Source organism: Microbacterium horticulturae, from assembly GCF_029094505.1.
Classification (GTDB): Bacteria; Actinomycetota; Actinomycetes; order Actinomycetales; family Microbacteriaceae; genus Microbacterium; species Microbacterium horticulturae.
In genome coordinates this window covers 1670533-1694675 of record NZ_CP119108.1, presented here as the reverse complement: position 1 = coordinate 1694675, position 24143 = coordinate 1670533, and the positions used below count along the sequence as shown (strand labels likewise).

21 protein-coding genes, 4 tRNA genes and 1 riboswitch are annotated in these 24143 nt (G+C 68.3%); of the genes, 8 read left to right on the top strand and 17 right to left on the bottom strand.

Going from position 1 to position 24143, the window contains the following annotated elements:
• Positions 1-44 precede the first annotated feature (44 nt).
• From PU630_RS08085 to pdxS, 5 genes are read right to left on the bottom strand one after another with little or no spacing between them, the layout of a single operon-like run.
• On the bottom strand, positions 45-806 hold the full coding sequence (locus PU630_RS08085) for a YebC/PmpR family DNA-binding transcriptional regulator (RefSeq protein ID WP_275279852.1): 762 nt from the start codon (positions 804-806) through the stop codon (positions 45-47).
• A 59-nt stretch (positions 807-865) separates the two neighbouring features.
• The gene (locus PU630_RS08080) at positions 866-1726 is read right to left on the bottom strand and encodes a ribonuclease FAU-1 family protein (protein WP_275279851.1); all 861 of its coding nucleotides are present in this window, start codon (positions 1724-1726) and stop codon (positions 866-868) included.
• A 20-nt stretch (positions 1727-1746) separates the two neighbouring features.
• Positions 1747-2280, bottom strand: coding sequence for a DUF1697 domain-containing protein (locus tag PU630_RS08075; protein WP_275279850.1), 534 nt, complete (start codon positions 2278-2280; stop codon positions 1747-1749).
• Entirely contained in the window at positions 2277-2867 is a 591-nt protein-coding gene (gene pdxT, locus PU630_RS08070) for a pyridoxal 5'-phosphate synthase glutaminase subunit PdxT (RefSeq protein WP_275279849.1), read from the bottom strand. The genes PU630_RS08075 and pdxT overlap by 4 nt, the downstream gene beginning before the upstream one ends.
• A complete protein-coding gene (gene pdxS, locus PU630_RS08065; RefSeq protein ID WP_428982002.1) occupies positions 2857-3696 on the bottom strand; it encodes a pyridoxal 5'-phosphate synthase lyase subunit PdxS in 840 nt (279 codons plus the stop codon). Before pdxS ends, pdxT begins: the two co-directional genes overlap by 11 nt.
• A gap of 141 nt (positions 3697-3837) precedes the next feature.
• Here pdxS and PU630_RS08060 point away from each other — a divergent pair, with 141 nt between their 5' ends.
• Together PU630_RS08060 and pdxY are read left to right on the top strand one after the other, a co-directional pair.
• On the top strand, positions 3838-5175 hold the full coding sequence (locus PU630_RS08060) for an aminotransferase class I/II-fold pyridoxal phosphate-dependent enzyme (RefSeq protein WP_275279847.1): 1338 nt from the start codon (positions 3838-3840) through the stop codon (positions 5173-5175).
• A gap of 7 nt (positions 5176-5182) precedes the next feature.
• Positions 5183-6034, top strand: a complete 852-nt coding sequence (pdxY, locus tag PU630_RS08055) for a pyridoxal kinase PdxY (RefSeq protein ID WP_275279846.1) — start codon at positions 5183-5185, stop codon at positions 6032-6034.
• 99 nt (positions 6035-6133) lie between these two features.
• On the opposite strand, the gene PU630_RS08050 is transcribed toward pdxY, so the two are convergent.
• The 4 genes from PU630_RS08050 to PU630_RS08035 form a co-directional block, all read right to left on the bottom strand.
• Positions 6134-6691, bottom strand: coding sequence for an HIT family protein (locus PU630_RS08050; protein ID WP_275279845.1), 558 nt, complete (start codon positions 6689-6691; stop codon positions 6134-6136).
• A complete protein-coding gene (thrS, locus tag PU630_RS08045; protein ID WP_275280054.1) occupies positions 6688-8625 on the bottom strand; it encodes a threonine--tRNA ligase in 1938 nt (645 codons plus the stop codon). The genes PU630_RS08050 and thrS overlap by 4 nt, the downstream gene beginning before the upstream one ends.
• Positions 8626-8710: 85 nt before the next feature.
• Positions 8711-9220, bottom strand: a complete 510-nt coding sequence (locus PU630_RS08040) for a glycine cleavage system transcriptional repressor (RefSeq protein ID WP_275279844.1) — start codon at positions 9218-9220, stop codon at positions 8711-8713.
• A 42-nt stretch (positions 9221-9262) separates the two neighbouring features.
• Positions 9263-10429, bottom strand: coding sequence for an acyltransferase family protein (locus PU630_RS08035; RefSeq protein ID WP_275279843.1), 1167 nt, complete (start codon positions 10427-10429; stop codon positions 9263-9265).
• 129 nt (positions 10430-10558) lie between these two features.
• A riboswitch (Fluoride riboswitch) is annotated at positions 10559-10630 on the top strand.
• A gap of 11 nt (positions 10631-10641) precedes the next feature.
• Here PU630_RS08035 and PU630_RS08030 point away from each other — a divergent pair.
• The 5 genes from PU630_RS08030 to PU630_RS08010 are packed head-to-tail and all read left to right on the top strand — an operon-like array spanning position 10642 to position 17979.
• Positions 10642-12225, top strand: coding sequence for a MutS-related protein (locus tag PU630_RS08030; RefSeq protein ID WP_275279841.1), 1584 nt, complete (start codon positions 10642-10644; stop codon positions 12223-12225).
• Positions 12222-13772 (top strand): MutS-related protein, encoded by a 1551-nt coding sequence (locus PU630_RS08025; RefSeq protein ID WP_275279840.1) that lies wholly within the window; start codon positions 12222-12224, stop codon positions 13770-13772. The genes PU630_RS08030 and PU630_RS08025 overlap by 4 nt, the downstream gene beginning before the upstream one ends.
• On the top strand, positions 13762-15054 hold the full coding sequence (gene eno / locus PU630_RS08020) for a phosphopyruvate hydratase (RefSeq protein WP_275279839.1): 1293 nt from the start codon (positions 13762-13764) through the stop codon (positions 15052-15054). Before PU630_RS08025 ends, eno begins: the two co-directional genes overlap by 11 nt.
• Complete coding sequence (locus PU630_RS08015) at positions 15051-15614, top strand: histidine phosphatase family protein (RefSeq protein ID WP_275279838.1); 564 nt, start codon at positions 15051-15053, stop codon at positions 15612-15614. Before eno ends, PU630_RS08015 begins: the two co-directional genes overlap by 4 nt.
• A 13-nt stretch (positions 15615-15627) precedes the next feature.
• The gene (locus PU630_RS08010; protein WP_275279837.1) at positions 15628-17979 is read left to right on the top strand and encodes an HAD-IC family P-type ATPase; all 2352 of its coding nucleotides are present in this window, start codon (positions 15628-15630) and stop codon (positions 17977-17979) included.
• A 137-nt stretch (positions 17980-18116) separates the two neighbouring features.
• Here the strand turns inward: PU630_RS08010 and PU630_RS08005 are convergent.
• From PU630_RS08005 to PU630_RS07995, 3 genes are all read right to left on the bottom strand, one after another.
• Positions 18117-18188: transfer RNA gene (locus PU630_RS08005), tRNA-Val, on the bottom strand.
• A gap of 39 nt (positions 18189-18227) precedes the next feature.
• Positions 18228-18301 (bottom strand) — tRNA-Cys (locus PU630_RS08000).
• A gap of 51 nt (positions 18302-18352) precedes the next feature.
• A tRNA-Gly gene (locus PU630_RS07995) sits at positions 18353-18425 on the bottom strand.
• A 153-nt stretch (positions 18426-18578) separates the two neighbouring features.
• Here PU630_RS07995 and PU630_RS07990 point away from each other — a divergent pair.
• Positions 18579-18654: transfer RNA gene (locus PU630_RS07990), tRNA-Val, on the top strand.
• Between the two features lie 57 nt (positions 18655-18711).
• Here PU630_RS07990 and putP read toward each other — a convergent pair.
• The 5 genes from putP to PU630_RS07965 all read right to left on the bottom strand — a co-directional run bounded on the left by putP (position 18712) and on the right by PU630_RS07965 (position 24087).
• Entirely contained in the window at positions 18712-20238 is a 1527-nt protein-coding gene (gene putP / locus PU630_RS07985; RefSeq protein WP_275279836.1) for a sodium/proline symporter PutP, read from the bottom strand.
• Between the two features lie 75 nt (positions 20239-20313).
• A complete protein-coding gene (locus PU630_RS07980) occupies positions 20314-20931 on the bottom strand; it encodes a TetR/AcrR family transcriptional regulator (RefSeq protein ID WP_275279835.1) in 618 nt (205 codons plus the stop codon).
• 2 nt (positions 20932-20933) lie between these two features.
• The gene (locus PU630_RS07975) at positions 20934-22112 is read right to left on the bottom strand and encodes an FAD-binding domain (RefSeq protein WP_275279834.1); all 1179 of its coding nucleotides are present in this window, start codon (positions 22110-22112) and stop codon (positions 20934-20936) included.
• Between the two features lie 99 nt (positions 22113-22211).
• Positions 22212-22514: a type II toxin-antitoxin system PemK/MazF family toxin gene (locus PU630_RS17390; protein WP_343075858.1), complete on the bottom strand. Its 303-nt coding sequence runs from the start codon at positions 22512-22514 to the stop codon at positions 22212-22214.
• Between the two features lie 259 nt (positions 22515-22773).
• Positions 22774-24087, bottom strand: a complete 1314-nt coding sequence (locus PU630_RS07965; RefSeq protein ID WP_275279833.1) for an ammonium transporter — start codon at positions 24085-24087, stop codon at positions 22774-22776.
• Positions 24088-24143 lie beyond the last annotated feature (56 nt).

Here is a 24143-nt window from a genome sequence, read left to right as displayed (position 1 = left end):
CTAGGCCGGTGTCCGGGACGGGCCGGGGCGGCGCGCCCGCGGGCTCAGTCGTCGTCGTTCTCGAGCTCGGCCTGCACCTCGGCCGACAGGTCGAAGTTACTGTAGACGTTCTGCACGTCGTCGCTGTCTTCGAGCGCGTCGATGATGCGGAACACCTTGCGCGCCGTCTCGGCGTCGACCTCGACCTTCAATGACGGCACGAATTCGACGTCCGCAGACTCGTAGTCGATGCCGGCCTCCTGGATGGCGGAGCGCACCGTGACCAGATCGGACGCCTCGGTGACGACCTCGAAGCCGTCCGCGTGCGACCCCACATCCTCGGCACCGGCTTCGAGGGCGGCCATCATCAGGTCGTCCTCCGTGGTGCCGTCGCCGCCGACGACGATCACGCCCTTACGCGTGAAGTTGTACGACACGCTGCCGGGGTCGGCCAGCGTCGCACCGTTGCGCGTGAGCGCGGTGCGCACCTCGGCGGCCGCGCGGTTCTTGTTGTCGGTGAGGCACTCGATCAGCAGCGCGACGCCGTTGGGACCGTACCCCTCGTACATGATCGTCTGGTAGTCGACGGACTCACCGGATACCCCGGCGCCACGCTTGATGGCACGGTCGATGTTGTCGTTGGGTACCGACGTCTTCTTCGCCTTCTGCACGGCGTCGTACAGCGTCGGGTTGCCTGCGAGGTCGGCGCCGCCGATCTTGGCGGCGACTTCGATGTTCTTGATGAGCTTGGCGAATGACTTGGCACGACGCGCGTCGATGACGGCCTTCTTGTGCTTGGTCGTCGCCCACTTGGAGTGGCCGGACATGACTTCCAGTGTACGGACTCTCGGCCGGTCCTCTTTCGCACCGTCAAGATCGTCGCGGGTCAGCCCTCGCCGCTGACCCGCCCCGACCGCCGACGTGCGGCGCGTACCTCTTCGGAATCCGGCAGGCGCACGGGCACGTCCAGCTCGGGCGAGGGCGTCCACCGGCCCCAATCCTCGTCAAGCGGCCACCCTCCGGGTGCGACGAGATCGCGGCCCGCCAGATCGGCGAGGCACCGGATGGCCTCTGCCTGCTCGGCCGTGTAACGGCCCTGCGCAACGGTGGCTTCGAGCTCATCGGCATCTTTGAGCCACACGTCCTCACTCCCGGCGTGTCCGGCATCCACCCACAGATCCATCACGAGATCGCGCGAGTAGACCCCTCCCGCATCTCGTCGGTGCGGGAGCTCCAGGTTCACGTACGCACCGGTCGGAGTGCCGTCGTCACGGCGGAAGAACCACACCGACCACGGCTTGCCGGTCGGCGCGACGCGCACCAGACCGGGCCCGGTCCAGTGCGCCGCACGGATCACCCACGGAACGCTGAACCGCTCGGCCATCGGCACGTCCCGGGTGCGGCGCCCATCAGCGGGAACGGATTCCAGCCGCTCTGACCCCGGCGGAATCCAGACCACCAGTCCCCGATCGTCGTCCCGCACGACCCGCACCGCTTCGAGATGACGTCCGTACCGCCACAGGATGTCTTGGCCGGGGGTGAAGCGGCACCCTTCCGCCGACGGCACGGAGGCCGCGAATCCCGGTGCGACGCGTCCGGTCGCGAATTCCGCACCGACCCGATCCAGCGCCTCTTCGGGACTCAGCTCTCGTGTCGCGATGCGCGGCCACGGCTCGCCACGCCTGCCCAGCAGCACCGCCGTTCCGCCGCTGGCACTGACATCGACGCTTCCCAAGGGCAGACGCATTCCGTCACGCTATCGCGTGATCAGCCGAGCAGCTTCCGCACCGTCCGCAGGTTGCGTGTCGTCGTGCTCGCCTTGAATCGCGTCTTCGCCAGGACCCGGGCGAACGCGGTGTCGACGGAGCGGCCCTTCTCGGGGTTCCAGAAGATCACGCCGACCCCGGGGGCGACCGGATCATCGGTCGCGTCGAGGGATGCCGCGGCCGCCAGCAGCTCGTCACGCATCGCTTCGTCGGAGCAGAAGATCACGTAGGGCTGTCGGGCGGTATCCGTCGCATCGAAGGGGAACGCGTCGGCGGCATCCGCCAGCTCCTGCGCCGTCACGAGCACGATCCACGCGTCGTAGCCGAAGCGGTCCCGCAGCGCCCGCTCGATCCGACCCTTGAGCTCCTCGCGCGCGTCGGGTGCGGCATCCATCTCGAAGACCACGTTCCCGCTCGCGAGCACCGTCCGGACGCCGTCCAGGCCCAACGACCGAAAGAGCTCCGCCAGCTCAGTGCTGCGGATCGTGACGCCGCCGACGTTGACCCCGCGCAGCAGCGCCACCCATGCCGTCATGAGGCCACGATATCGAGGAACCTCCGGTGGAACCGGTCTTCGCCGCTCATCTCCGGATGGAACGACGTGGCCATCAGCGCGCCCTGCGCCACGGCGACGACGCGCCCGTCTGGCAGGGTCGCCAACGGCTCGGCCGCCGGCCCCACCTCCTCGACGATCGGCGCACGGATGAACACGGAGTGCACGGGAGGCTCGCCCAGCACCGGCACCGCCAGTTCGGTCTCGAACGACTCGAGCTGGCCACCGAACGCGTTGCGGCGCACGGTCACATCAATGCCGCCGAAGGTCTGCTGTCCCTCGATGCCGTCGACGATCCGATCGGCCAGCAGGATCATCCCCGCGCACGTGCCGTACACCGGCAGCCCGGCGGCGATCGCCTTGCGCAACGGGTCACGCAGCCCGAAGATGCGTGACAGCTTGTCGATCACGCTCGACTCGCCGCCGGGCAGCACGATGCCGGCGACCCGGTCCAGTTCTTCGGGACGGCGCACCGGCACGACCTCGGCGCCCAGCCCGGTCAGCACGCGCACGTGCTCGCGCACGTCGCCCTGCAGCGCGAGGACGCCGACCCGAGGGCTACCAGCCACGGTCGGCGAGGCGGTGCGGTGCCGCCAGGTCGGCGACGTTGATGCCGACCATGGCCTCACCGAGGCCGCGCGAGACCTCTGCGACGACCTTCGCATCGTCGAAGAACGTGGTCGCCTTCACGATGGCCGCCGCGCGCGCCGCGGGGTCGCCCGACTTGAAGATGCCCGAGCCGACGAAGACGCCGTCCGCGCCCAGCTGCATCATCATCGCGGCATCTGCCGGCGTCGCGACGCCACCGGCGACGAAGAGCACGACCGGCAGCGTGCCGGTTTCGGCGACCTCGGCGACCAGCTCGTACGGTGCCTGCAGCTCCTTGGCGGCGACGTACAGTTCATCCTTCGTCTTCGAGCGCAGGGCGTTGATCTCCCCCGTGATCTGACGGATGTGCTTGGTGGCCTCCGACACGTCGCCCGTGCCTGCCTCGCCCTTGGAACGGATCATGGCCGCACCCTCGGTGATGCGGCGCAGCGCCTCGCCCAGGTTCGTCGCACCGCAGACGAAGGGCACCGTGAAGCCCCACTTGTCGATGTGGTTCACGTAGTCGGCCGGCGAGAGCACCTCCGACTCGTCGATGTAGTCGACGCCGAGCTCTTGCAGCACCTGCGCCTCGACGAAGTGGCCGATGCGGGCCTTGGCCATGACGGGGATCGACACGGCGTCGATGATCTGGTCGATGAGGTCGGGGTCGCTCATGCGTGCCACACCGCCCTGCGCACGGATGTCGGCCGGCACCCGCTCCAGTGCCATGACGGCGACCGCACCGGCATCCTCTGCGATCTTCGCCTGATCGGCGGTGACCACATCCATGATCACGCCGCCCTTGAGCATCTCGGCCAGGCCGCGCTTGACGCGCGCGCCCCCGGTGGTTCCGTCCGACACGATGGCTTCCTCACGTTCATCCGGCCAATGCCGATCATTGGCCTAGGCCAAAAACTAGCACGTTCGCGTACAGTCGTCGAAGGAGGTGACATGGAGCCCCGCATCACCGGATCGACGGCCGTCGAGATCGCCGAGAGCATCCGTGAGCTGCACGACCACGGCCGCATCGCGGCAGGAGATCCCCTGCCGCCGGTGCGCACGCTGGCCGAGCGGCTGACCGTCAACCGCAACACCGTCGTCTCCGCCTATCGGCAGCTCGTGCAGGCCGGTATCGCTCAGACGCACGGCCGCGGCGGAACCCGCATCGTCGACCACACGCGCACGCCGCAGGAGGGCTTCGCCGCCGACAGCGTGCTGCGCGACGTGGGCACCGGCAACCCCGATCCGCGCCTCATCCCCGACCCGTCCGCGGCGCTGACCGCGGTCGTGGGGCGTCCGGTGCTGTACGGCGAACCGGTCATCGACGAGGCGCTCGAAGAGTGGGCGCGTGACTGGACCTCACGAGATCTGCCCGCGCACGACCTGCGGCTCACCGTCACAAGCGGCGCCGTCGACGCCGTCGAACGCCTGCTCGCCCAGGCACTCACCCGCGACGACGCGGTCGCGCTGGAAGACCCCTGCTGGCTCGCGGGCATCCAGACCGCGCGCCTGGGCGGATACCGCACGATTCCGGTCCCGGTCGATGAGCACGGCATGACCGTGGAGGGCCTGCAGGAGGCGATGGATGCCGGGGCCCGGGCCGTCATCTGCACGCCACGTGCGCAGAACCCGACGGGCGCCAGCCTGTCGACCGAGCGCGCCGCGGCGCTGCGCGACGTTCTGCGCGCTCACCCCTATGCGCTCGTGATCGAGGACGATCATTTCTCACTGCTCTCCCAGCAGCGCTTCCACAGCATCGTGCCGCCGGACCATCGCCGATTCGCCCTCGTCCGCTCCGTGTCGAAGTTCCTCGGACCTGACATGTGCCTGGCGGTCGTGGCGTCCGATCCCACGACCGCAGAGCGCCTGTCGCTGCGGCTGAGCCCCGGCACCACGTGGGTCAGCCATCTGCTGCAGCGACTGGCAGCCGCGCTCCTGGCCGACCCCGACGTGCGGGCACAGATCGACGCCGCCGGCCGGCACTACGCGCAGCGCAACGCTGCGTTCCTCGACCGGCTCGCCGCGCACGGTCACGACGCGCCGGCGCCGGTCGCGGCATCCAGCGACGGACTCAACGTGTGGATCCGCACCCCCGCGCCCGCGCGCGACGTGGGCGAGCAGCTCATGCGGCGCGGCTGGCTCGCGCGACTCGGAGACGACTTCGCCCTGACGGACGCGGCATCCCATCATCTCCGGCTGACGGTGCACGACCTCGACGATGCCGATGCCGATCAGCTGGCCGCCGATCTGAGCGCCGCCGTCACGGCCGCCGTTTCGAAGGTGGGATGATCGACCGGTGAACATCCTCTCCATCCAGTCCGCCGTCGCCTACGGTCACGTCGGCAACTCGGCCGCCGTCTTCCCGCTCCAGCGGATCGGCGTCGAGGTGCTGCCTGTCTACACCGTGAACTTCTCGAACCACACCGGCTACGGCGCCTGGCGCGGCCCGATGATCAGCCCCGACGACGTGCGCGACGTCATCACGGGCGTCGAAGAGCGCGGAGTGCTCGACGAGATCGACGTGGTGCTCAGCGGCTACCAGGGCGGCGAGGGCATCGCCGACGTGATCCTCGATGCCGTCGCTCGCGTGAAGGCCGCGAACCCGAACGCTGTGTACGCCTGCGATCCGGTGATGGGCAACGCCAGGTCGGGCTGCTTCGTCGCCCCGGCCATTCCCGACCTGCTGCGCGACCGCGTCGTGCCCGCCGCCGACATCATCACGCCGAACCAGTTCGAGCTCGGCTACCTCACCCGTACCGAGCCGGCCGATCTCGAGTCCACGCTCGCCTCTGTCGACGCGGCCCGCGCGATCGGTCCCCGCACCGTGCTGGTCACCAGCGTCGAGCGTCCCGACAGGCCTGAGGGCACCATCGAGATGCTGGCCGTCGACGACGCCGGTGCCTGGATCGTGCAGACGCCGCTCCTGCCGTTGAAGGCGAACGGCTCAGGAGACGTGACCGCCGCCCTGTTCACGGCCCACTACCGTGCCACGGGCAGCGCCGCCGAGGCCCTGGCCCGCACGACGTCGAGCGTCTGGGACCTACTGCGTCTCACCCACGAGTCGGGCAAGCGCGAGCTGCAGCTCGTCGAGGCACAGGAGTTCTACGCCCACCCGGCCTTGCAGTTCGAGGTCACGCAGGTGCGCTGAGCCCGACGTAAGCCGTGTCGTCGACATGCTGGATCGCATGCCCTGGCTCGGATGACGCCCGAAAACACCGATCCAGCATGTTGAGCGAACGCCGGTCGCTCACCACGCGTCGGCGACAGCCTGCCGCACTTCGCCCAGAAGCTGCGGCAGCGCCTTCGTCCGCGCGATGATCGGGAAGAAGTTCGCGTCGGTCTCCCACCGCGGCACGATGTGCTGGTGCAGATGCTCGTCGACGCCGGCCCCTGCCACCCGCCCCTGGTTCATGCCGATGTTGAAGCCGTCGCACTTCGACACTCCCCGCAGCACAGCCATCGCGTGCTGCGTGATAGCGCCGATCTCGGCGACCTCTTCGTCGGTCGCCTGGTCGTATGTGGCGATGTGACGGTACGGGCACACGAGCAGATGGCCCGAGTTGTAGGGAAAGAGGTTCAACAGCGCGTAGGCGTGCTCACCGCGATGCACGATGAGCCCCTGCTCATCAGACCTCTCGGGCGCCGCGCAGAACGGGCACGCGGCGCGCATAGCGTCGGCGCCGGCCTGGATGTAGGCCATCCGGTGCGGCGTCCACAGCCGCTGGAACTCGTCGGGCACACCGGGCAGCTCGCTCGCGGCGACGAGATCCGGGATGCCGCCGGCCGTGGCATCCCCGTCGGTCATGCCAGGTCCTCGTCGGTGTCGACCAGCGCCTTCGTGTCGATCGCCTGGCGGATGAGGCGCACCGCCTCGTCGACCGGAACGCCGTTGCGCTGCGAGCCGTCGCGGAAGCGGAACGACACAGCGCCCGCGGCGCGGTCCTGCTCGCCGGCGATGAGCTGGAGCGGGACCTTCTGCGTCGTGTGCGTGCGGATCTTCTTCTGCATGCGGTCGTCGCTGTGGTCGACCTCGGCGCGCACGCCGTCGGCTTTCAGCCGCGCGACGATCTCGTCGAGGTAGTCGGCGTACTCTTCGGCGACCGGGATGCCGACGACCTGCACGGGCGCGAGCCACACGGGGAACGCCCCCGCGTAGTGCTCGAGCAGGATCGCGAAGAAGCGCTCGATCGAACCGAACAGCGCCCGGTGGATCATCACCGGGCGGTGCTTCTCGCCGTCGGGGCCGGTGTACTCGAGCTCGAAGCGCTCGGGCAGGTTGAAGTCGAGCTGCACCGTGGCCAGCTGCCAGGTGCGGCCGAGGGCATCCTTCGTCTTCAGGTCGATCTTCGGCCCGTAGAAGGCCGCCTCGCCGGGTACCTCGGTGAGTTTGAGACCGGACGCCTGCGCAACACGCCGCAGCGCGTCGGTGGCCATCGCCCAGTGCTCTTCGTCGCCGATCCACTTCGACTTCTCGTCGTCGCGCATCGAAAGCTCCAGCTCGAACTCGGTCAGGCCGAAGTCGCGCAGCATCGAGAGCACGAACTCGAGCACGTTGGTCGCTTCGTCTTCGAGCTGGTCAGGAGTGACGAACAGGTGCGAGTCATCCTGGGTGAAGCCGCGTACACGGGTCAGCCCGTGCAGCGCACCCGAGAGCTCGTACCGGTACACGGTGCCGTTCTCATACAGCCGCATCGGCAGGTCGCGGTAGCTGCGCGCGCGCTCGCGGTAGATGAGGATGTGCATCGGGCAGTTCATCGGCTTCAGGTAGTAGTCGATGCCGGCCTTGGTGATCTCACCGTTCTCGTCGCGCTCCTCGTCGAGGCGGATCGGCGGGAACATGCCTTCCTTGTACGTGACGAGGTGGTTCGACTCGAGGAAGAGGTCCTTCTTCGTGATGTGCGGCGTGTACACGTAGGTGTACCCGGCCTCGCGGTGGCGACGCAGCGCGTGCTGCTCCATCTCCTGGCGGATGACGCCGCCGCGCGGGTGCCACACCGACAGGCCCGAGCCGATCTCGTCGGGGAACGAGAACAGGTCGAGTTCCTTGCCGAGCTTGCGGTGGTCGCGCTTGGCGGCCTCTTCGAGGCGCTGCTTGTAGGCGCGCAGCTCATCCTTCGTCGGCCAGGCGGTGCCGTAGATGCGCTGCAGCTGCGGGTTCTTCTCGCTGCCGCGCCAGTACGCGCCGGCGACACGCTGCAGCGCCCAGCCGTTGCCGATGAGGCGGGTGTTCGGCAGGTGCGGGCCGCGGCAGAGGTCCTTCCAGACCGTCTCGCCGTCGCGGTTGACGTTGTCGTAGATCGTCAGCTCGCCCGCGCCGATCTCGACCGACGCGCCCTCGGCTGCGTGCGCACCCGATCCCGGTCCGCCGGCCAGGCCGATGAGCTCGAGCTTGAACGGCTCGTGCGCGAGCTCGGCCCGCGCATCCTCTTCCGTCACGACCCGGCGCACGAAGCGCTGTCCCTCACGGATGATGCGCTGCATCTCCTTGTCGATGGCTTTGAGATCGTCGGGGGTGAACGGCTCGGGAGTGCCGAAGTCGTAGTAGAACCCGTCGGTGACAGGCGGGCCGATGCCGAGGTTGGTCTGCGGTTTGATCCGCTGCACGGCCTGTGCGAGCACGTGCGCGGCCGAGTGCCGCAGGATGTTCAGCCCGTCGGCGCTGTCGATCGTGACCGGCTCGACGGTGTCCGTCTCGGTGACCTGTGTCGCGAGGTCCTTCAGGTCGCCATTGACACGCATGGCGACGACGGAGCGGTCGGGGAAAAGAGCGAAGCCGTCGGATGGAGTGGTCACCACCCGAGTCTATCGGCGACGGGCGTCGCGCTCAGTCGAGGGTGAGGTCGACCTGGATCTCGCCCGCCAGCTGCTCGAGCTCGGCGACGGCGTCGGTGACCGCATCGCCGGCGCGCGCACGGGCGCTCACCGTCGCCTCGAACAGTTCACCGCCCGACATGGGGGCATCCACCGTTCTGCTCGTGAAGCGATCGATGGTCAGTCCGCCGCCGACGAGCACCTGCGTGATGTCGCGCACGATGCCCGGCCGGTCGTTACCCAGCACGGTGAAGGTGACATGGTCACCTGGCGGCGGCACCGCCGGTTCGCTGCCCGTGTACGGAGTGATGTGCAACAGCTGATCAAGCCCCTGAAGCCCCTCGACGAGGGCCGCACGGTGGTCGTCGGGCACCTCGACGAGCACGATCCCCGCAAACGCTCCGGCGAGCTCGGCGAGTTCGCTGCGTTCCCAGTTGCCGCCGTGCGCGGCGATCACATCGGCGAGCGACTGCACGAGACCGGCGCGGTCATCTCCGACCACGGTGAGCACGAGGTGGGCCATGGGCCGAGCCTACTGCGTCACCGGTGGAGGGATGCCGCGGCCTCACATGCGGATAAGCTCACGCTCGCGCTCGGGAACCACGGCCGGCGGATTCTCGACCATGACGGTCTTCTTCTCGCGGGCGCGTTCGCGCACGCCGCGCGAAAGCTTGTGCGCGGGTCGCTCCACCACCCGCCAGAAGAGCCAGGCCGCTACGAGGGCGAGCGGCACCGCCGTCAGAAGCGTCCAGCGCGACGCCCCGGTCGCACTGGCCATCAGGAGCACGAACGGCTCATGGACGAGGTACAGGCTGAACGAGATAGTTCCCAGCCACCCGATCGGCCGCCACGAGAGCAAGCTCGACAGCGGCGCCCACTGCGCCGCCATCACCACCAGCAGCGCGGCGCCCAGCACGATCGGCGCCTGCGCGGCCGCGACGAGCACGGAATGGTCGAGCGACGGCGGCAGCAGCCACCGCATGCTGAGCAGGACGACGGCGAGCGGCAGCATCCCGCCCCACAACACAGTGCGGCCCCAGCGCGACAGTCCGCCGATCAGTCGTTCGATGCGCCCCCACTCCCCTTCGAGCGCCACACCGACCCCGAAGATCGGCAGGTACTGCATCGCTGCGCTCTCCTGCCCGGCACCCACCGCCGACAGGACGATGCACAGCACGCCGAACAGCCACGCGGGGATCACCCGTGCCGCGTAGGCGATGACCGGCAGCAGCAGCGAGAAGATCACTTCCCAGCGCAGGGACCACAGCGGCGAGACGACGCCGCTCGTGCCGCCGACGAGCGTCAGATCCTGCAGCATGCTCCCGAGGTCGTAGTCCGAGGCATCGCGCTGCAGCCACGGGCTGTCAGGACCGCCCGCATGCGGCACCAGCAGGAGGACGAACCCGAGGACCACGGCACCGGCGACCGGCACATACAGCCGCAGCACGCGCGACGGAAAGTACGCGAACCAGTCGAACGACGACGACCGGATGCCGCGGGCCAGCACGAAGCCCGAGAGCACGAAGAAGACGACCACAGCCTCGGCGCCGCCCCACAGCAGGTGCAGCGGGCTGTAGATCAATGCCAGGCGCAACGGCGAGTCACCGGTCTCGCCGCCGTAGTAGGCCGCGGCGAACGCGGGCGAGACCAGGAAGCAGTGGTGAACCACCACGATGAGCGCCGCAGCGCCGCGCAGTCCGTCCAGCGAGGAAAGTCGTGAGGAACCTGACATCTCTTCGACGTTACAAAGTCGTTATGTAAGCCGGCTGAGGATCGGCGCGGTCTGAGAGGACTCTCATCTGTGGGGACGAGCCTCCGCGCAGACGCACCCGTTGCCGGGCCCGCTGGAGTGTGGGATCCTGAAGACAACGGCGATGGAGTCCGCCGGGGCATCTGCCCGAACCGCAAGAGCGCTGATGGCACCTGTGACGAGAGGAGTCACGGGTGCCTGTCATTTCCCCCGGTGCTTCGCGCACCGACACGGTCTTTCGAAGCGTTCTCACGCCCGGCGATCGACGGCTTGCCCGAGAGCGCCGCACGTCTGACGCTGCGCTTCACGACCTCGCCCTTGACCAGGTGCTTGACCGGCTGATCAAGCGTGCTCCTGCTGCCGCAGATGCATTCCGCACCCTCTGCGCGGACGAGGCGGAAGTCTCTTATCGGCAGGAGGTCTTCGCGGCGCTCGATGACGATCCTCTTCGGAATGGCGTGAAGGCGTTCCTGCAGGAGATGGACCGTTCTGATGTGGCCGATGCCGGCGCGGCGCATGCCCACTACCCGTTCGAAGGCGAGTTGTGGCGGCTGGAGGCGGTGCGGCGCTACGTGGGTGCCGTCACCGGCCTCGTCGACTGCCTGTCCGGGAGCGCGTCAGCGGCCGGCTCGGTGGCGTTGACGGGACTGGCCGACCATCTTGCCGCTTACCGCGCCTCGGCGGAGTTCGCCCAGCTGGAGCGGGAGGCGCAGGGATGCCGCGATGAGCTCGACGCGCTGGACTACAACGTGCTGATCCGCGGCGGCAAGGTGATCGTCGCCCCCACCGACGGTGAGGACGATCTCCGCGAGGCAGTGCTCGACACGTTCGCGCGGTTCCGCTCGGGCGACCCCGAGTTCGCCGCTGAGACGTTCCGCGACCCGGGGCTGGATCACGTACAGGCGTGGGTGCTGGAGAAGGCCGCCCTCGTGCATCCGGGCCCGTTCGAACGGCTGCGGCGGTTCACGGCGAGCACGGAGAGCTACCGGGACGAGATCGTGCAGCAGTTCGCCGCCGAAGTCTGGTTCTACCTGGCCTGGCTCGAGCACATCGCTCCGCTGCAGGCGGCCGGTCTTCCGTTCTGCTCCCCCACGGTCTCGGCCGGAACCAAGGAGCTGGATGCCCGCGACACCTTCGACGTCGCCCTGGCCACGCGTCTGGCCGCCGACGGCGAGCCGGTGGTGCGCAACGACATCCGCCTGACTGCCGGCGAGCGGGTCATCATCGTCTCCGGTCCGAATCAGGGCGGCAAGTCGACGACCGCCCGGGCGTTCGGACAGCTTCACCATCTGGCCGGAATCGGGTGCCCCGTCCCGGGACGGCAGGTGCGGGTGTTCCTGTGCGACCGTGTGCTCACCGCATTCGAACGCGAGGAGCAGCTGGACGAGTTGGAGGGACGCCTGGGCGCTGAAATCCAGCGAATGCATGAGCTCCTCACACAGGCAACCGGGAACTGTGTACTGGTGCTGAACGAGGTGTTCTCCTCGACCGCGCTGCAGGATGCCCGCATCCTCACCCGCGACGTGCTGCACCGCATCCTCGATGTGGACGCTATCGCGATCTGCGTCACATTCATCGACGAACTGTCCCGGCTAGACGAGCGCACGGTTTCGATGGTCAGCACCGTCGACCCGCACGACGCAGCCGTCCGCACCTTCCGTGTCGAACGGCGAGAAGCCGACGGCCGCGCATACGCGCGCGCCCTGGCAGCCCGGCACGGGTTGACCGGCCCGCAGATCACCGAACGGATGAGCGCGCGGAAGGGGCAGGAGCGATGAAGGTCAGGCTGCTCGACCCAGATTGGGACTTCGACCCTGACGCCGAGGAACCCGACACGGGGGATGACCTGCGCCGCGACCTCGAACTCGACTTCCTCTGGGACGCGATGGGCGCCGGCGATGGATTCCTGCGCGCGGTGGCACGCGCCGCGACCCTGCGACCGGCGACCAGCCCCGAAACAGTCGCGTACCGGCAGGATGCCCTGCGCGACGTTCTCCAGAACCCGGATGCCGTCGCCGGCCTGTACGCGGTGGCGATGGACGCGCTGGCGGTGCGCCGCGGCATCCTGATGATGCCCGTGCGCGGGCGCCCGGAGATCACGCTCTCCCACTCCGTGCGGATGCTCGTCCAGCTCGCCGACCGCCTCGACACGCTCCGCACCCTGTGCGCCGAGGTCACCGACGCGTTCCGATCCGCAGCATTCCGGGAACTTTTCGCGATCGTCGCCCGCGAACTCGACGACGCCTATATGCAGCGGATGCGGGGTCAGCTCACAGAGCTCGAGTTCGGCCCAGGCATGCTCATGAGCGCCCGTGTCGGAGGTGACGGTCAGGTGACCCGGCAGATCCTTCGGCGCGGCAAACGCGCCAATCAGGGGTTCTTCGACCGCACTCCCCTGCGCAAGCCCCGGTTCGCGTTCACGATCCCCGAACGCGACGAAGCCGGCTTCAACGCCCTCGCCGACCTGCGCGCCCGCAGCGTCGCCGATGTCTCCGCCGCCGTGCACGAATCCACCGAGCATGTGCTCGACTTCTTCCGCCAGCTGCGCATCGAGCTCGCCTTCTACCAGGGCGTCGCCAACCTGCGCGCCGCACTCGAAGACCTCGGCGTGCCCGCCTGCATCCCCGAGGTCACCGACCAACCCGGCTGCGCCGCGACCGCGCTGTGCGACCCCTGTCTCGCCCTGCGCGCGGGCACCGCCCCGGTCGGAAACGACCTCTCCCTCAACGACGGAGGGCTGCTCGTCATCACCGGCGCCAACCACGGCGGCAAATCCACGTTCCTCCGGGCGCTGGGCACCGCACAGCTGATGGCGCAATCGGGAGGGATCGTCGCGGCATCCCACTTCTCATGCCCGACTGCCGGTCAGGTGCTCACCCACGGGACCCGTGAGGAGGACACCGAACTGCGACACGGAAAGCTCGACGAAGAACTCGATCGGATGAGCGGGCTCATCGACCGCATCCGACCCGGCGATCTGCTCCTGTGCAATGAATCCTTCGCGTCCACCAACGAGGCCGAAGGATCCCAGATCGCCCTCGACGTGACATCCGCCCTCGTCAAGGCCGGCGTGCGCGTGCGGTACGTCACCCACATGTACGACTTCGCCCACGCCGTCCAGGGCGCCGGACTCGGCGCCGAGTTCCTGCGTGCCCCGCGCGACGCCACGGGGACCCGCAGCTACCGGCTCGAGGCGGGCGCCCCGCTCGCCACGAGCTACGGCGTCGACCTGTACGACCGCGTCTTCGGCACGAGGCTCGCGCAGGCCGGCGACGGAGGCGGACGCGACGATCCCCACACAGAAGGAGACACCAATGCCCGATGACAGCAAGGTGACGGTCAGTGCCGTCGCCGCGCGCCACATCCTCGACTCGCGCGGATACCCCACGGTCGCCGTGCGCCTGACACTCGGCGACGGGACGACCGTGGACGCGTCTGCGCCGGCCGGGGCCTCGACCGGTGAGTTCGAAGCGGTGGAGCTCCGTGACGGCGGGGACGCATTCTCCGGACGCGGCGTGCACAAAGCCGTGGCATCCGTCACCGGAGAACTCGCTGAAGTGCTGACTTCGCGCCCTTGGGCCACTCTGCACGACCTCGACGCGGCAATGATCGATCTGGACGGCACCGAGAATCTTGCGCGGCTGGGCGCGAACGCCGTCGTCGCCGTCTCGATCGCCGCCACACGGGCCTTCGCCCACGTTGCCGGCACGAGCGTGCACGCGTGGCTGTCCCGACTGACCGGCAGCGCCGAGCGACTGCCGGTCCCCCACTTCAACGTGCTCAACGGCGGCGCGCATGCGGCGAACCCGCTGGACTTCCAGGAGTTCATGGTCGCTCCGGTCGGGGCCGCCAGCGAAGACGAGGCGGTGCGCATGGGCGCCGAGATCTACCACGCCCTCGCCGCCCGTGTGAAGCAGAGCTTCGGCACCGCGGGACTCGGCGACGAGGGCGGCTTCGCTCCCGACCTGGCAAACCCGCACGAGGCCCTCGATCTGCTCGTCGCAGCCATCGGCGACACGGGGCTGACCGCGGCCGTCGATCAGGTGGCGATCGCCATCGACCCCGCCGCGAACGGCTTCTCCCAGGGCGAAGGCCGATATCGCATCGACGGCACTGTGCTCGACCGCGGGCAGCTGGTCGAGTACTACGAGAGACTGCTCGATGCCTACCCCTTGCGCAGCGTCGAAGACGGGTTCGCGGAGGATGACTATGAAGGGTGGCGGCTCATGTTCGATGCGACCTGCCACCGCGTACAGCTCGTCGGCGACGACCTGTACGTCACCGACGCGCGCCGCATCGAAGAGGGCGCGCTTCGTGGCTGGTCCAACGCGGTGCTCATCAAGCCGAACCAGATCGGAACCGTCACGGGTACGCTCGACGCCATTGCCGTCGCCCGCGAACGCAACATGCGATGCATGGTGTCGCACCGTTCGGGAGAGACCACCGATGATTTCATCGCCGACCTGGCCGTGGGCACCGGCGTCGGCCAGATCAAGTCCGGCGCCCCCGCGCGTGGTGAGCGCGTGGCGAAGTACAACCGCCTCACCGAGATCGAAGCCGACTGCCCCGGCATCCCGTACGGACTCACGGAAGGAACAGCACGATGACCGCCACGGTGTACCTCGTCCGGCACGGACGGACCACGCTGAACGCCCAGGACCGGCTGCGCGGACTGTCCGACCCTCCGCTGGACGATGTGGGCGTCGCGCAGGCCGAAGCAGTGGCCGCGGTGCTCGCTACGGCCGACGTCGCGACGGTCTACTCGAGTCCCCTGCAGCGGGCCGTGCGCACCGCACAGACGATAGCCGCACGGTTCGATCTCTCCGCCCGTCCGGACCCGCGGTTCAACGACCGCGATTACGGACCGTGGACCGGCCACGAGCGCCGTGCCGTGATCGAGGAGTTCGGATCTGTGGATGCCGCACCGGGCGTCGAGGCCACGGCGGACGTGGTCGCGCGCGTCCGTCCCGCACTTGACTCCGTGCTCCAGGATGATCGCGCAGTCGTCATCGTGTCCCACGACGCGGTCATCAAGCCTCTCATCGCCGGCTTCACCGATGGTGAGGAACCCGTCATCCCCACCGGATCATGGTCCGAGTTGCACTGGGACCACGGCGGTTGGCGCGTCATCGTCGCAGGCCGCGTCCCCATGCCCATCGCACCATGAGCCGGGCGCGTTGATGGCCGGCGGAGGTCTCAACCCGGGCGGGCCGGCCGGCCTTCGCGGCGGGCTGACGTCCGCGGAAGTCATACGCAGGCGTGCCCAGCACGGCTTCAACGAGGTCCCGGAGAAGCGCACGGGTCCGGTGCTCGGCACGCTGAAGCGGATGTGGGACCCGGTGTCGTGGTTGCTCGAAGCGGCGATCATCTTCGAGCTGGTACTGGGCAAGACCCTCCAAGCGGTCTTCGTGCTCGCATTGCTCGTGTTCTCCGCCGTCACCGGGCAGGTGCAGGCGACCCGGGCGGCACAGGCGATCGGCTACCTGCACAAGCACCTGCAGGTCTCTGCCCGCACCTGTCGGGACGGAGTCTGGGCGGTCCTGCCCGCCCGCGAGCTGGTACCCGGCGATGTCGTCTACGTGGGCGCAGGCGACATCGTTCCCGCGGACGTGCACATCGACGAGGGCGCGGTCAGCGTGAACGAATCCGCACTGACCGGCGAGTCGGCCGACGTCACCAAGGGCGTCGACGACGCGCTGTCACAGGCGGCGACGATCAGCCACGGGGCCGCGATCGGCACTGTGACCGCGACAGGTGCATCCAGTTCGTACGGGAAAACCGCCGAGCTCGTACGCCGGGCCGAGCCTCCCGGCCGGCTGCAGAAGCTGCTGTTCACGATCGTGCGCTACCTCGCGCTGCTGGACGTCGCGCTCGCGATCATCCTCCTCATCGCAGCCATGATCCGGGGTGAGTCGTGGCTGGACCTCTTGCCGTTCCTGGTGATCCTTTTCATCGCCACGATTCCCATCTCCATGCCGTCCAGCTTCACCGTCGCGAACTCGCTCGAGGCCCGCACGCTCGCCGGCCGGGGCGCGCTGGTGGTGGGGCTGTCCGGCATTCAGGAGGCGGCTGCGATGGACGTGCTCCTGATCGACAAGACCGGCACCCTCACCCGCAACCGACCCGAAATCTCCCGGCTGGCAGGGTTCGACGACGCGACCGAAGCCGACGTGCTGCGCCTGGCCATCGCGGCCACCGACGCGGACGCGCCCGACGCGATCAGCGCCGCCATCACCCGCACCGCCGGGCAGGACGCCGCTCTCCGGCCGCTGGACCGGCTCTCGTTCACCGGCTTCGATCCGGTGGCGAAGCTGTCGAGAGCAACCATCACCGGCGACGACGGTGCACAGGCGGCTGTAGCACTGGGCTCTCCAGCCGTCCTCGCCGGCCTGGCCACCACGCCGGCAGATTTCGCCGGGCAGGCCGACGCACTGGCCGCGACCGGCGCACGGGTCCTCGCGGTCGCTACCGGCCCGACGGAGGATGCGTTGCGCGCGCGGGGGCTGATCGCCCTGGCCGACTCGCCGCGCGCAGACGCCGCCGGAGTGCTGAGGCAGGTGCGCGAGCGCGGTGTGCGGGTGATCATGATCACCGGCGACAGCGTGCGCACTGCGCAAGCGATCGCCGCCGACGTCGGCATGGGCGAACGGATCGGGACCCGGCAGGACGCCCTCACCCGCCCGAGCGACTTCGATGTGCTGGCCGAGCTCTACCCGGATGACAAGCACGCCGTCGTCGTGGCGCTGCAGACCGCTGGGCACGTCGTCGGGATGACCGGCGACGGAATCAATGACGCCCCGGCTCTGAAACAAGCAGACGTCGGGATCGCGGTCGCGGAGGCGACAGACGTCGCCAAGGCGGCGGCCCGCATCGTGCTCACCAGCGAGGGCCTGGGCGGCGTACCAGACGTCATCGACAGCGGGCACCGTGTCTATCGGCGGATGATGACGTGGACGATCACCAAGCTCGCCCGGACTGCCGAACTGGCCGCGCTGCTGACGTTCGGCTTCATCTTGGCCGGGTTCTTCCCTGTCTCCCTCGGCCTCATCGTTCTCATAGTGATCCTCAACGACCTGGTGACCCTCACCCTGGGCACGGATCGGGCCGGAGCCTCGAGCAGCCCAGAGCGGTGGGACATGCCCCGGCTGACCCGCGCTGCGGCGATCTTCGCCGTCGGCTGGGTCGTCGTCGGGCTCGCCCTGCTCTGGTACTTCCAGGCTGCGCAAGACCTCGACCCCGGTCAGATCAGCTCGCTGATGTTCGCGTACCTGATCTACTCGGCCATGGTCACGATCCTGATGACCCGCACTCGCAATACCTTCTGGTGGTCCGCGCCGAGCCGGTGGGTCGGCGGCGTCATTGCCGGCAACATCCTCGTGACGACGCTGTTGGTGCTCTTCGGGGTACTCACCGCCCCCGTCTCCTGGCTCTCATTGCTTCTCGTGGCACTTGTCACGCTCGCGGTGATGCTCATCCTCGACAGGATCAAGGTGCTCGTCTACCGCCGGAGCGGCCTCCTTGACGCTCAGTAGTCCACCGGACGGACTCCCTTCGGGCAGCCAGCGGCCCAAGACCGCCGCCGGACACAAAAAACCCTCCCGCTCACACTGTGAGCAAGGAGGGAATGCCGTACACTTCTATACACTTTCCCGCTTTTACCGGGACTTTGTGCGCGATACTGGGATCGAACCAGTGACCTCTTCCGTGTCAGGGAAGCGCGCTACCGCTGCGCCAATCGCGCCTGTACAGGCTTTTCACTTGTTCGGTCGAAGACCGAGAGTGGAGGTGGCGACGGGATTCGAACCCGTGTAAACGGCTTTGCAGGCCGGTGCCTAGCCTCTCGGCCACGCCACCGCGTGGTTCGAACCCCACGGCGTGATCCTCCGAAGAGGTTTCCCGCACTCGAGCGGATGACGAGACTCGAACTCGCGACCCTCACCTTGGCAAGGTGATGCGCTACCAACTGCGCTACATCCGCATTTCGCTCCCGGATCTTTCCGGCAACAGATATGACTTTAGCCGATCCGAGCCGATGCGCAAAACGGACCCGCCTCCCGCGCGTGTCCCGCCGTTCGGTTCGAAGTGGCGTCCAAGATCCGCTACGATCGAGAGGTCGCCGACACGGCGACAGGGGCGATTGGCGCAGCTGGTAGCGCGCTTCCTTCACACGGAAGAGGTCGTCGGTTCGAGTCCGGCATCGCCCACCACACTCGGGTCGCCGCGCCGCGACACCCGCTCCTCCGAGCACCGCGGCGCGCGCGTGTTCAGACTCTCGCGCCCTGCTTGACCTCATCGATGATGATCGACTGGGTTTCAGAAAATTCCTTCTGCACCTCGCGGTCGTCGGCGCTGCCCGCCTTGTGGGTGGCCCGGCTGACGACGTAAGCCAGGAGGGGGTTGATGAGGAAGCCCGGAATGATCTCATAGAGGTCGAAGATGCCGCCCGACAGGTATTGTCCCCACACCCACGCCGTCGCCGCACCCGCGACCATGCCGACGATCGCTCCGACGTTGGTGAGCTTCCGCCAGAAGAGCGAGAGCAGGATCAACGGACCGAACGCGGACCCGAAGCCCGCCCAGGCGAATCCGACCAGCTCGAGCACACTCGCGTTCGAGTCCAACGCGATGAGAATCGCGATGACCGCGACGACGAGCACGCCGCTGCGACCGAGCCAGACCAGCGCCTTCTCGCTGACGGTCTTCTTGAACACGAGCCGCGCGATGTCTTCGACGAGCGCCGACGAAGACACGATGAGCTGACTTGAGATCGTCGACATGATCGCCGCGAGCACGGCCGCGAGCACGAGACCGGCGACGAACGGGTGCATCAGGTTCTGCGCCATCACGAGCATGACGGTCTCGGGATCGGGAAGCTCGAGCCCGTTGATGTCGAACCACGCGATACCGATCAGACCGGTCAGCACGGCACCCATCAGCGAGAGGATCATCCAGCCCATCCCGATCCGGCGCGCGACCTTGGCGTCGCCCGCGCGGCGCAGCGCCATGAAGCGCACGATGATGTGCGGCTGACCGAAGTAGCCGAGTCCCCACGCGAGCGACGACAGGATCGCGATGATCGTCGCGCCGGACATCCCGCTGCCGAACCAGTTGAGGTTCTCGGGTGCGACGGTGGTGATGCCTTCGGCGATCTCGCTGAGGTCGCCGATCGATACGATCGCGAGCACGGGCACGATCAGCAGCGCGGCGAATATCATGAGACCTTGCACGAAGTCGGTGTACGTCGCTCCGAGAAATCCGCCGAAGAGCGTGTACGCGAGCGTCACACCGGCGACCAGAAGCATGCCGACGGTGTAGTCGCCGCCGAAGGAACTCTGGAAGAACTTGCCGCCCGCGACCATGCCGCTGGAGACGTAGAGCGTGAAGAACACGAGGATGACGAGCCCCGCGACGATGCGGAGCACGTGGGAATTGTCCCTCGTGCGATTCTCCAGGAAGCTCGGGACTGTGATCGAGTTCTTCGACACCTCGGTGTACGCACGCAGACGCGGCGCGACGAAGAGCCAGTTCAGGTAGGCGCCGATCGTCAGCCCGATGGCGAGCCACGCCTCGATCAGGCCGGTGGCGTAGAGGGCTCCGGGCAGGCCCATCACGAGCCAACCCGACATGTCGCTGGCGCCCGCGCTGAGCGCTGCGACCGCCGGCGGCAGGCTCCTGCCACCGAGCATGTAGTCTTCGTGGTTCTTCGTTCGCAGCGTTGCGAAGACACCGATGGCGATCATCGCGGCAAAGTAGGCGATCAGGGCAAAGATGAAGTACGTCTGCGGACTCATCCCCGTACGGTACCGGCTCGGCGGCCCCGCGTCGATATGATGCGGCGCGAGCCGCGAGGATGCCGTGTGCCCGCTTCACGGCTCGAGAGCGCGCCGGAGCATCCCGATGAAGTCGTGCACGACCCCACAATCCGGCCGCACGACGTCGCGCCGAGTGAGGTACCACGCGTCCATGGCCTGCATCATCGCACCCGCGACCGCGCAGAGCAGCTCGACGGGCACGTCCACACGCACCGCACCGAGCTGTTGCCCGCGCTGGATCGCCCGCTCCACCCACGGCCGGGTCGCCGAGTCGAACTCCTCTTGTCCACGTCGCAGCACCGCGGCCCCACTCCCCCCGGCGGCGTCGCGCAGCACGGCGGCGACCTCGGGCAGCGTGGACAGCGTCGTCAAGGCAGCGAGGGCATCCACGGCCAACGCCGACCAGAAGCCGGCGGCGCTCGTCGCACGGAAGAGGGTGAAGCCTCCCGGCTCGCCGGTAAGACGGCCCAGCTGCGTTCCGACGATGTGCAGGTACAGATCGGCCTTGTCATCGAAGTAGTAGTACATCGCGCCCTTTGACAGGCCGGCTGCGACGATGATGCGGTTCAACGAAGCATCCGCGTAGCCATGCGCGGCGAACTCGCGAAGGGCGGCGGTCAGGATGGCGTCCTGCTGGTCGGGAGCGAGGCGATCGAATCGGGGCCGCGGCACGATTACTCCCCTGGCCAGGCAGGCACTTCGATGGGGTCGCGCAGGCTGCGGCCCATGACAAGATCGGCGACCGGCCGCATGCCCATCAGCCGGAACAAGGTGTTGCGCAGCCTGAGTTTGCCCCGCGTGCGCGGAGCAAACGCCGTGCCCAGGCCGCGGGCGCCGTTCTGCTTCGCCACCACCATGGGCATCAAACCTCGCTGCGCGGCCTCGAACGCCGCCGTATGGTCGCCCGCGTTGTGTACCAGTTCCACAGCGAGCATGTACGCCTCGACCATGGCCAGTGCGGCGCCCTGCCCTGCCAGCAGCGAGGGGCACGCCGCCGCATCGCCCAGCAGAGCGACCCGGCCCCGACTCCATGACGGCATTCGGATCTGGCTCGCGCGGTCGAGATACAACGTCCGGGCGTGCGGAAGCTCCGCGAGGATCCGCGGGGTATCCGCGCCGGAGTGCGCCATCGCGACGCGCACCAGCTGCCGCTGCGCTTCGATGTCATCGGGGAGCGGACCGTCATGGCGGAACGTCAGCAGAAACAGGGTCACGTCGTCGCGCAGCGCGACCCGCACGGTCTGCGAACCGACGGCGGCGTGCATGACCGCGGTGAGTTCGTCGCGCGGCCGATAGCCGGGCACATCAAAGGCCGCGACGGCGATGCCGAGTTCGTGTTCGAATTGCCGCTCGGGCCCGAACGCGAGTTCGCGTACCCGCGAATGCAGGCCGTCAGCACCGAACACCAGGTCGAACCGACCCGGCGCGCTGTGCGTGAACTCGACGTCGACATGCGTGCCACGGTCAGCCATCGCAGCCACCGTGTCGCCGAGAATCAGCTCGACGCCGTCGTCCAGGCTCTCGTAAAGGGCGCGAGCGAGAGCGCTGCGGACGATGCTGATGTACCGTCCGCCCACGAAACCCGCCAGACGCGTGGGGTCGACCGTCGCACGAACACGCCCCTCGTCATCCACGTCGCGCGCTTCGGAGAGGACATATCCCTCGTCGAGCAGGCGCGGAGCGAGACCCATCGCGTCGGCGATCTCGAACCCCGCGCCCCAGAAGTCGATGAGGTAGCCGCCGCTGCGCAACTCCGGCGCCTTCTCGACGAGCGTGACCTCGTGACCGGCACGACGCAGCCAGTAGGCAAGAGCGGGACCCGCGATGCCGGCACCGACGATCAGCGTTTTCATGACGACCTCCAGACCACTGGTCGGACTTGTGGTCTCAGCATAGGACGCCGCGGTTGACAGCGCAGCGGTTCTCGCGCCGCCGACCTCGCTGGGTCCGTCTCAGCCCAGCTCCCACCCGTAGCGCTTGTGCAGCTGTGCCGCCACACGCGCGAACCGCTCGCCGTCGAGCGCGGCGGCCTCGCGGCGCATCCCGTCTCGGTGCACGAGATACACCTGATCGACATCTATCCACGAAGGGCGCCCCTGGCCGTCCCACGGGCCGGGCCCGATCGGCAGGAAGTCGCGATCGCCGTCATGCGACTTGCTGGTCAGCTTCACGGCGTACACGGTGTCGACGTCGCGCCGGCCGATCACGAGCACCGGGCGATCTTTGCCGCGCCCGTCGTGCTCCGCGTAGGGCACCCACGTCCCTCGCCGGCGTCCGGGTCTCCGTCGATCTGCGGAGAGTACGTGATGCGCAGCCCGTCCGCCCGCGGCGGGGTGATCTCGACCGTCGCCGCCGCGCCGAGCCTCCCTGGCGAAAGCTCCGACGCGTCGACGCCGTCCGACCCGGGCGGGGTCGGACGGCGTCGGTCCGTGGAAGGTGCGGAAGGGCGCAGCAGCCCGAGGAAGCGGGAGAGGATGCCGGGTTCAGAGCACACCCGGTCACCCTATCCATCGGTCAGCTGAGCACCTTCTCCGGTTCCGGCTCGGCCACGGGGATCAGTACCGGCACGGGACCGGTGCTGACGCCCTCCTCGGGGAATTCGTAGCCGCTCTCGCCGTGCACGACCGTGTCGACCCCGGCGAGCTCGTCTTCGCTCCGAATCCGGAAGCCCATCGTCTTCTGGATGCCCCAGCCGATGATCAGCGCCACGACGAAGGAGTAGACCAGAACCGAGACCGCCGCGATCGCCTGAACGATCAGCTGATCGGCGTTGCCGCCGGTGAACAGCCCCGTCCCGGTTGCGAAGAAGCCGAGGTAGAGCGTGCCGATGAGACCGCCCACGAGGTGTACACCGACGACGTCGAGCGAGTCGTCGAAGCCCAGGCGCCATTTCAGCTCCACGGCGATGGCACAGACCGCTCCGGCGACCAGACCCAGGACGATCGCCCACCCGGGCGCGAGATTGGCACAGCTCGGAGTGATGGCGACCAGACCCGCGACCGCACCAGACGCCGCGCCCACCGAGGTCGCCTTGCCGGTCTTGAGCTTCTCTGCCACGAGCCAGCCGAGGATCGCCGCGGCTGTCGCCCCCAGCGTGTTCAGGATGATGAGACCGACCTGCGACCCCTCACCTGCGATGCCGTCCCCGAGCGCGGCCGCTCCCCCGTTGAACCCGAACCAGCCGAACCAGAGCAGCGCGGCGCCGATCAGCACGAGCGGCACGTTGTGCGGGCGGTTGAGCTGCTTGCCGAAGCCGACACGCTTGCCCAGCACGATCGACAGCGCCAGGGCGGCGGCACCCGCATTGATGTGCACGGCCGTGCCGCCCGCGTAGTCGATGACGTTGGCCGAGAGCCCCAGGTTCGTACCGAGGTTCATGATCCAGCCGTCGGCGCCCCAGACCCAGCCCGCGACGAGAAAGTAGTCCAGGGTCGCGAACAGTGCGACGAACAGCATCCACGCCCCGAATTTGGCGCGATCGGCAATCGCGCCCGAGATCAGTGCAACCGTGATGATCGCGAACGTCGCGCCGTAGGCGACGCCCGCCAGCTGATCATTCGCGTCCGCCGCGTTGATCGTGTCAGCCAGGGCGAAGTTCGTGAACGGGTTGCCGGCCATGCCGATCCACCCGGTGGAGACGTTCTGCAGATTGAACCCGTAACAGATCCACAGCACCCCGACCAGGCCCATGGCGCCGAAGCTGAGCATCATCATGCTCACGACGCTCTTGGCGCGCACGAGGCCGCCGTAGAAGAAGGCGACGCCGGGTGTCATCACGAGCACCAGGGCCGTCGCGGTGAGATACCACGCAAGGTTTCCGCTGTCCATGGCGGACAGTCTCCGCGCGGCAGGTTACCGCCGTCTCCGCAGAACGTTTCCTCGGT

Coding starts and splice junctions, on each gene's coding strand:
- PU630_RS07965 (WP_275279833.1), bottom strand. CDS start 24,087: ATGGACAGCGGAAACCTTGCGTGGTATCTCACCGCGACGGCCCTGGTG.
- PU630_RS07975 (WP_275279834.1), bottom strand. CDS start 22,112: ATGAAAACGCTGATCGTCGGTGCCGGCATCGCGGGTCCCGCTCTTGCC.
- PU630_RS08015 (WP_275279838.1), top strand. CDS start 15,051: ATGACCGCCACGGTGTACCTCGTCCGGCACGGACGGACCACGCTGAAC.
- PU630_RS08035 (WP_275279843.1), bottom strand. CDS start 10,429: ATGTCAGGTTCCTCACGACTTTCCTCGCTGGACGGACTGCGCGGCGCT.
- PU630_RS08025 (WP_275279840.1), top strand. CDS start 12,222: ATGAAGGTCAGGCTGCTCGACCCAGATTGGGACTTCGACCCTGACGCC.
- PU630_RS08075 (WP_275279850.1), bottom strand. CDS start 2,280: ATGACGGCATGGGTGGCGCTGCTGCGCGGGGTCAACGTCGGCGGCGTC.
- PU630_RS08085 (WP_275279852.1), bottom strand. CDS start 806: ATGTCCGGCCACTCCAAGTGGGCGACGACCAAGCACAAGAAGGCCGTC.
- PU630_RS08040 (WP_275279844.1), bottom strand. CDS start 9,220: ATGGCCCACCTCGTGCTCACCGTGGTCGGAGATGACCGCGCCGGTCTC.
- PU630_RS08080 (WP_275279851.1), bottom strand. CDS start 1,726: ATGCGTCTGCCCTTGGGAAGCGTCGATGTCAGTGCCAGCGGCGGAACG.
- PU630_RS08010 (WP_275279837.1), top strand. CDS start 15,628: ATGGCCGGCGGAGGTCTCAACCCGGGCGGGCCGGCCGGCCTTCGCGGC.
- pdxS (WP_428982002.1), bottom strand. CDS start 3,696: ATGCTCAAGGGCGGCGTGATCATGGATGTGGTCACCGCCGATCAGGCG.
- PU630_RS08060 (WP_275279847.1), top strand. CDS start 3,838: ATGGAGCCCCGCATCACCGGATCGACGGCCGTCGAGATCGCCGAGAGC.
- putP (WP_275279836.1), bottom strand. CDS start 20,238: ATGAGTCCGCAGACGTACTTCATCTTTGCCCTGATCGCCTACTTTGCC.
- PU630_RS08050 (WP_275279845.1), bottom strand. CDS start 6,691: ATGACCGACGGGGATGCCACGGCCGGCGGCATCCCGGATCTCGTCGCC.
- thrS (WP_275280054.1), bottom strand. CDS start 8,625: ATGCGTGTCAATGGCGACCTGAAGGACCTCGCGACACAGGTCACCGAG.
- eno (WP_275279839.1), top strand. CDS start 13,762: ATGCCCGATGACAGCAAGGTGACGGTCAGTGCCGTCGCCGCGCGCCAC.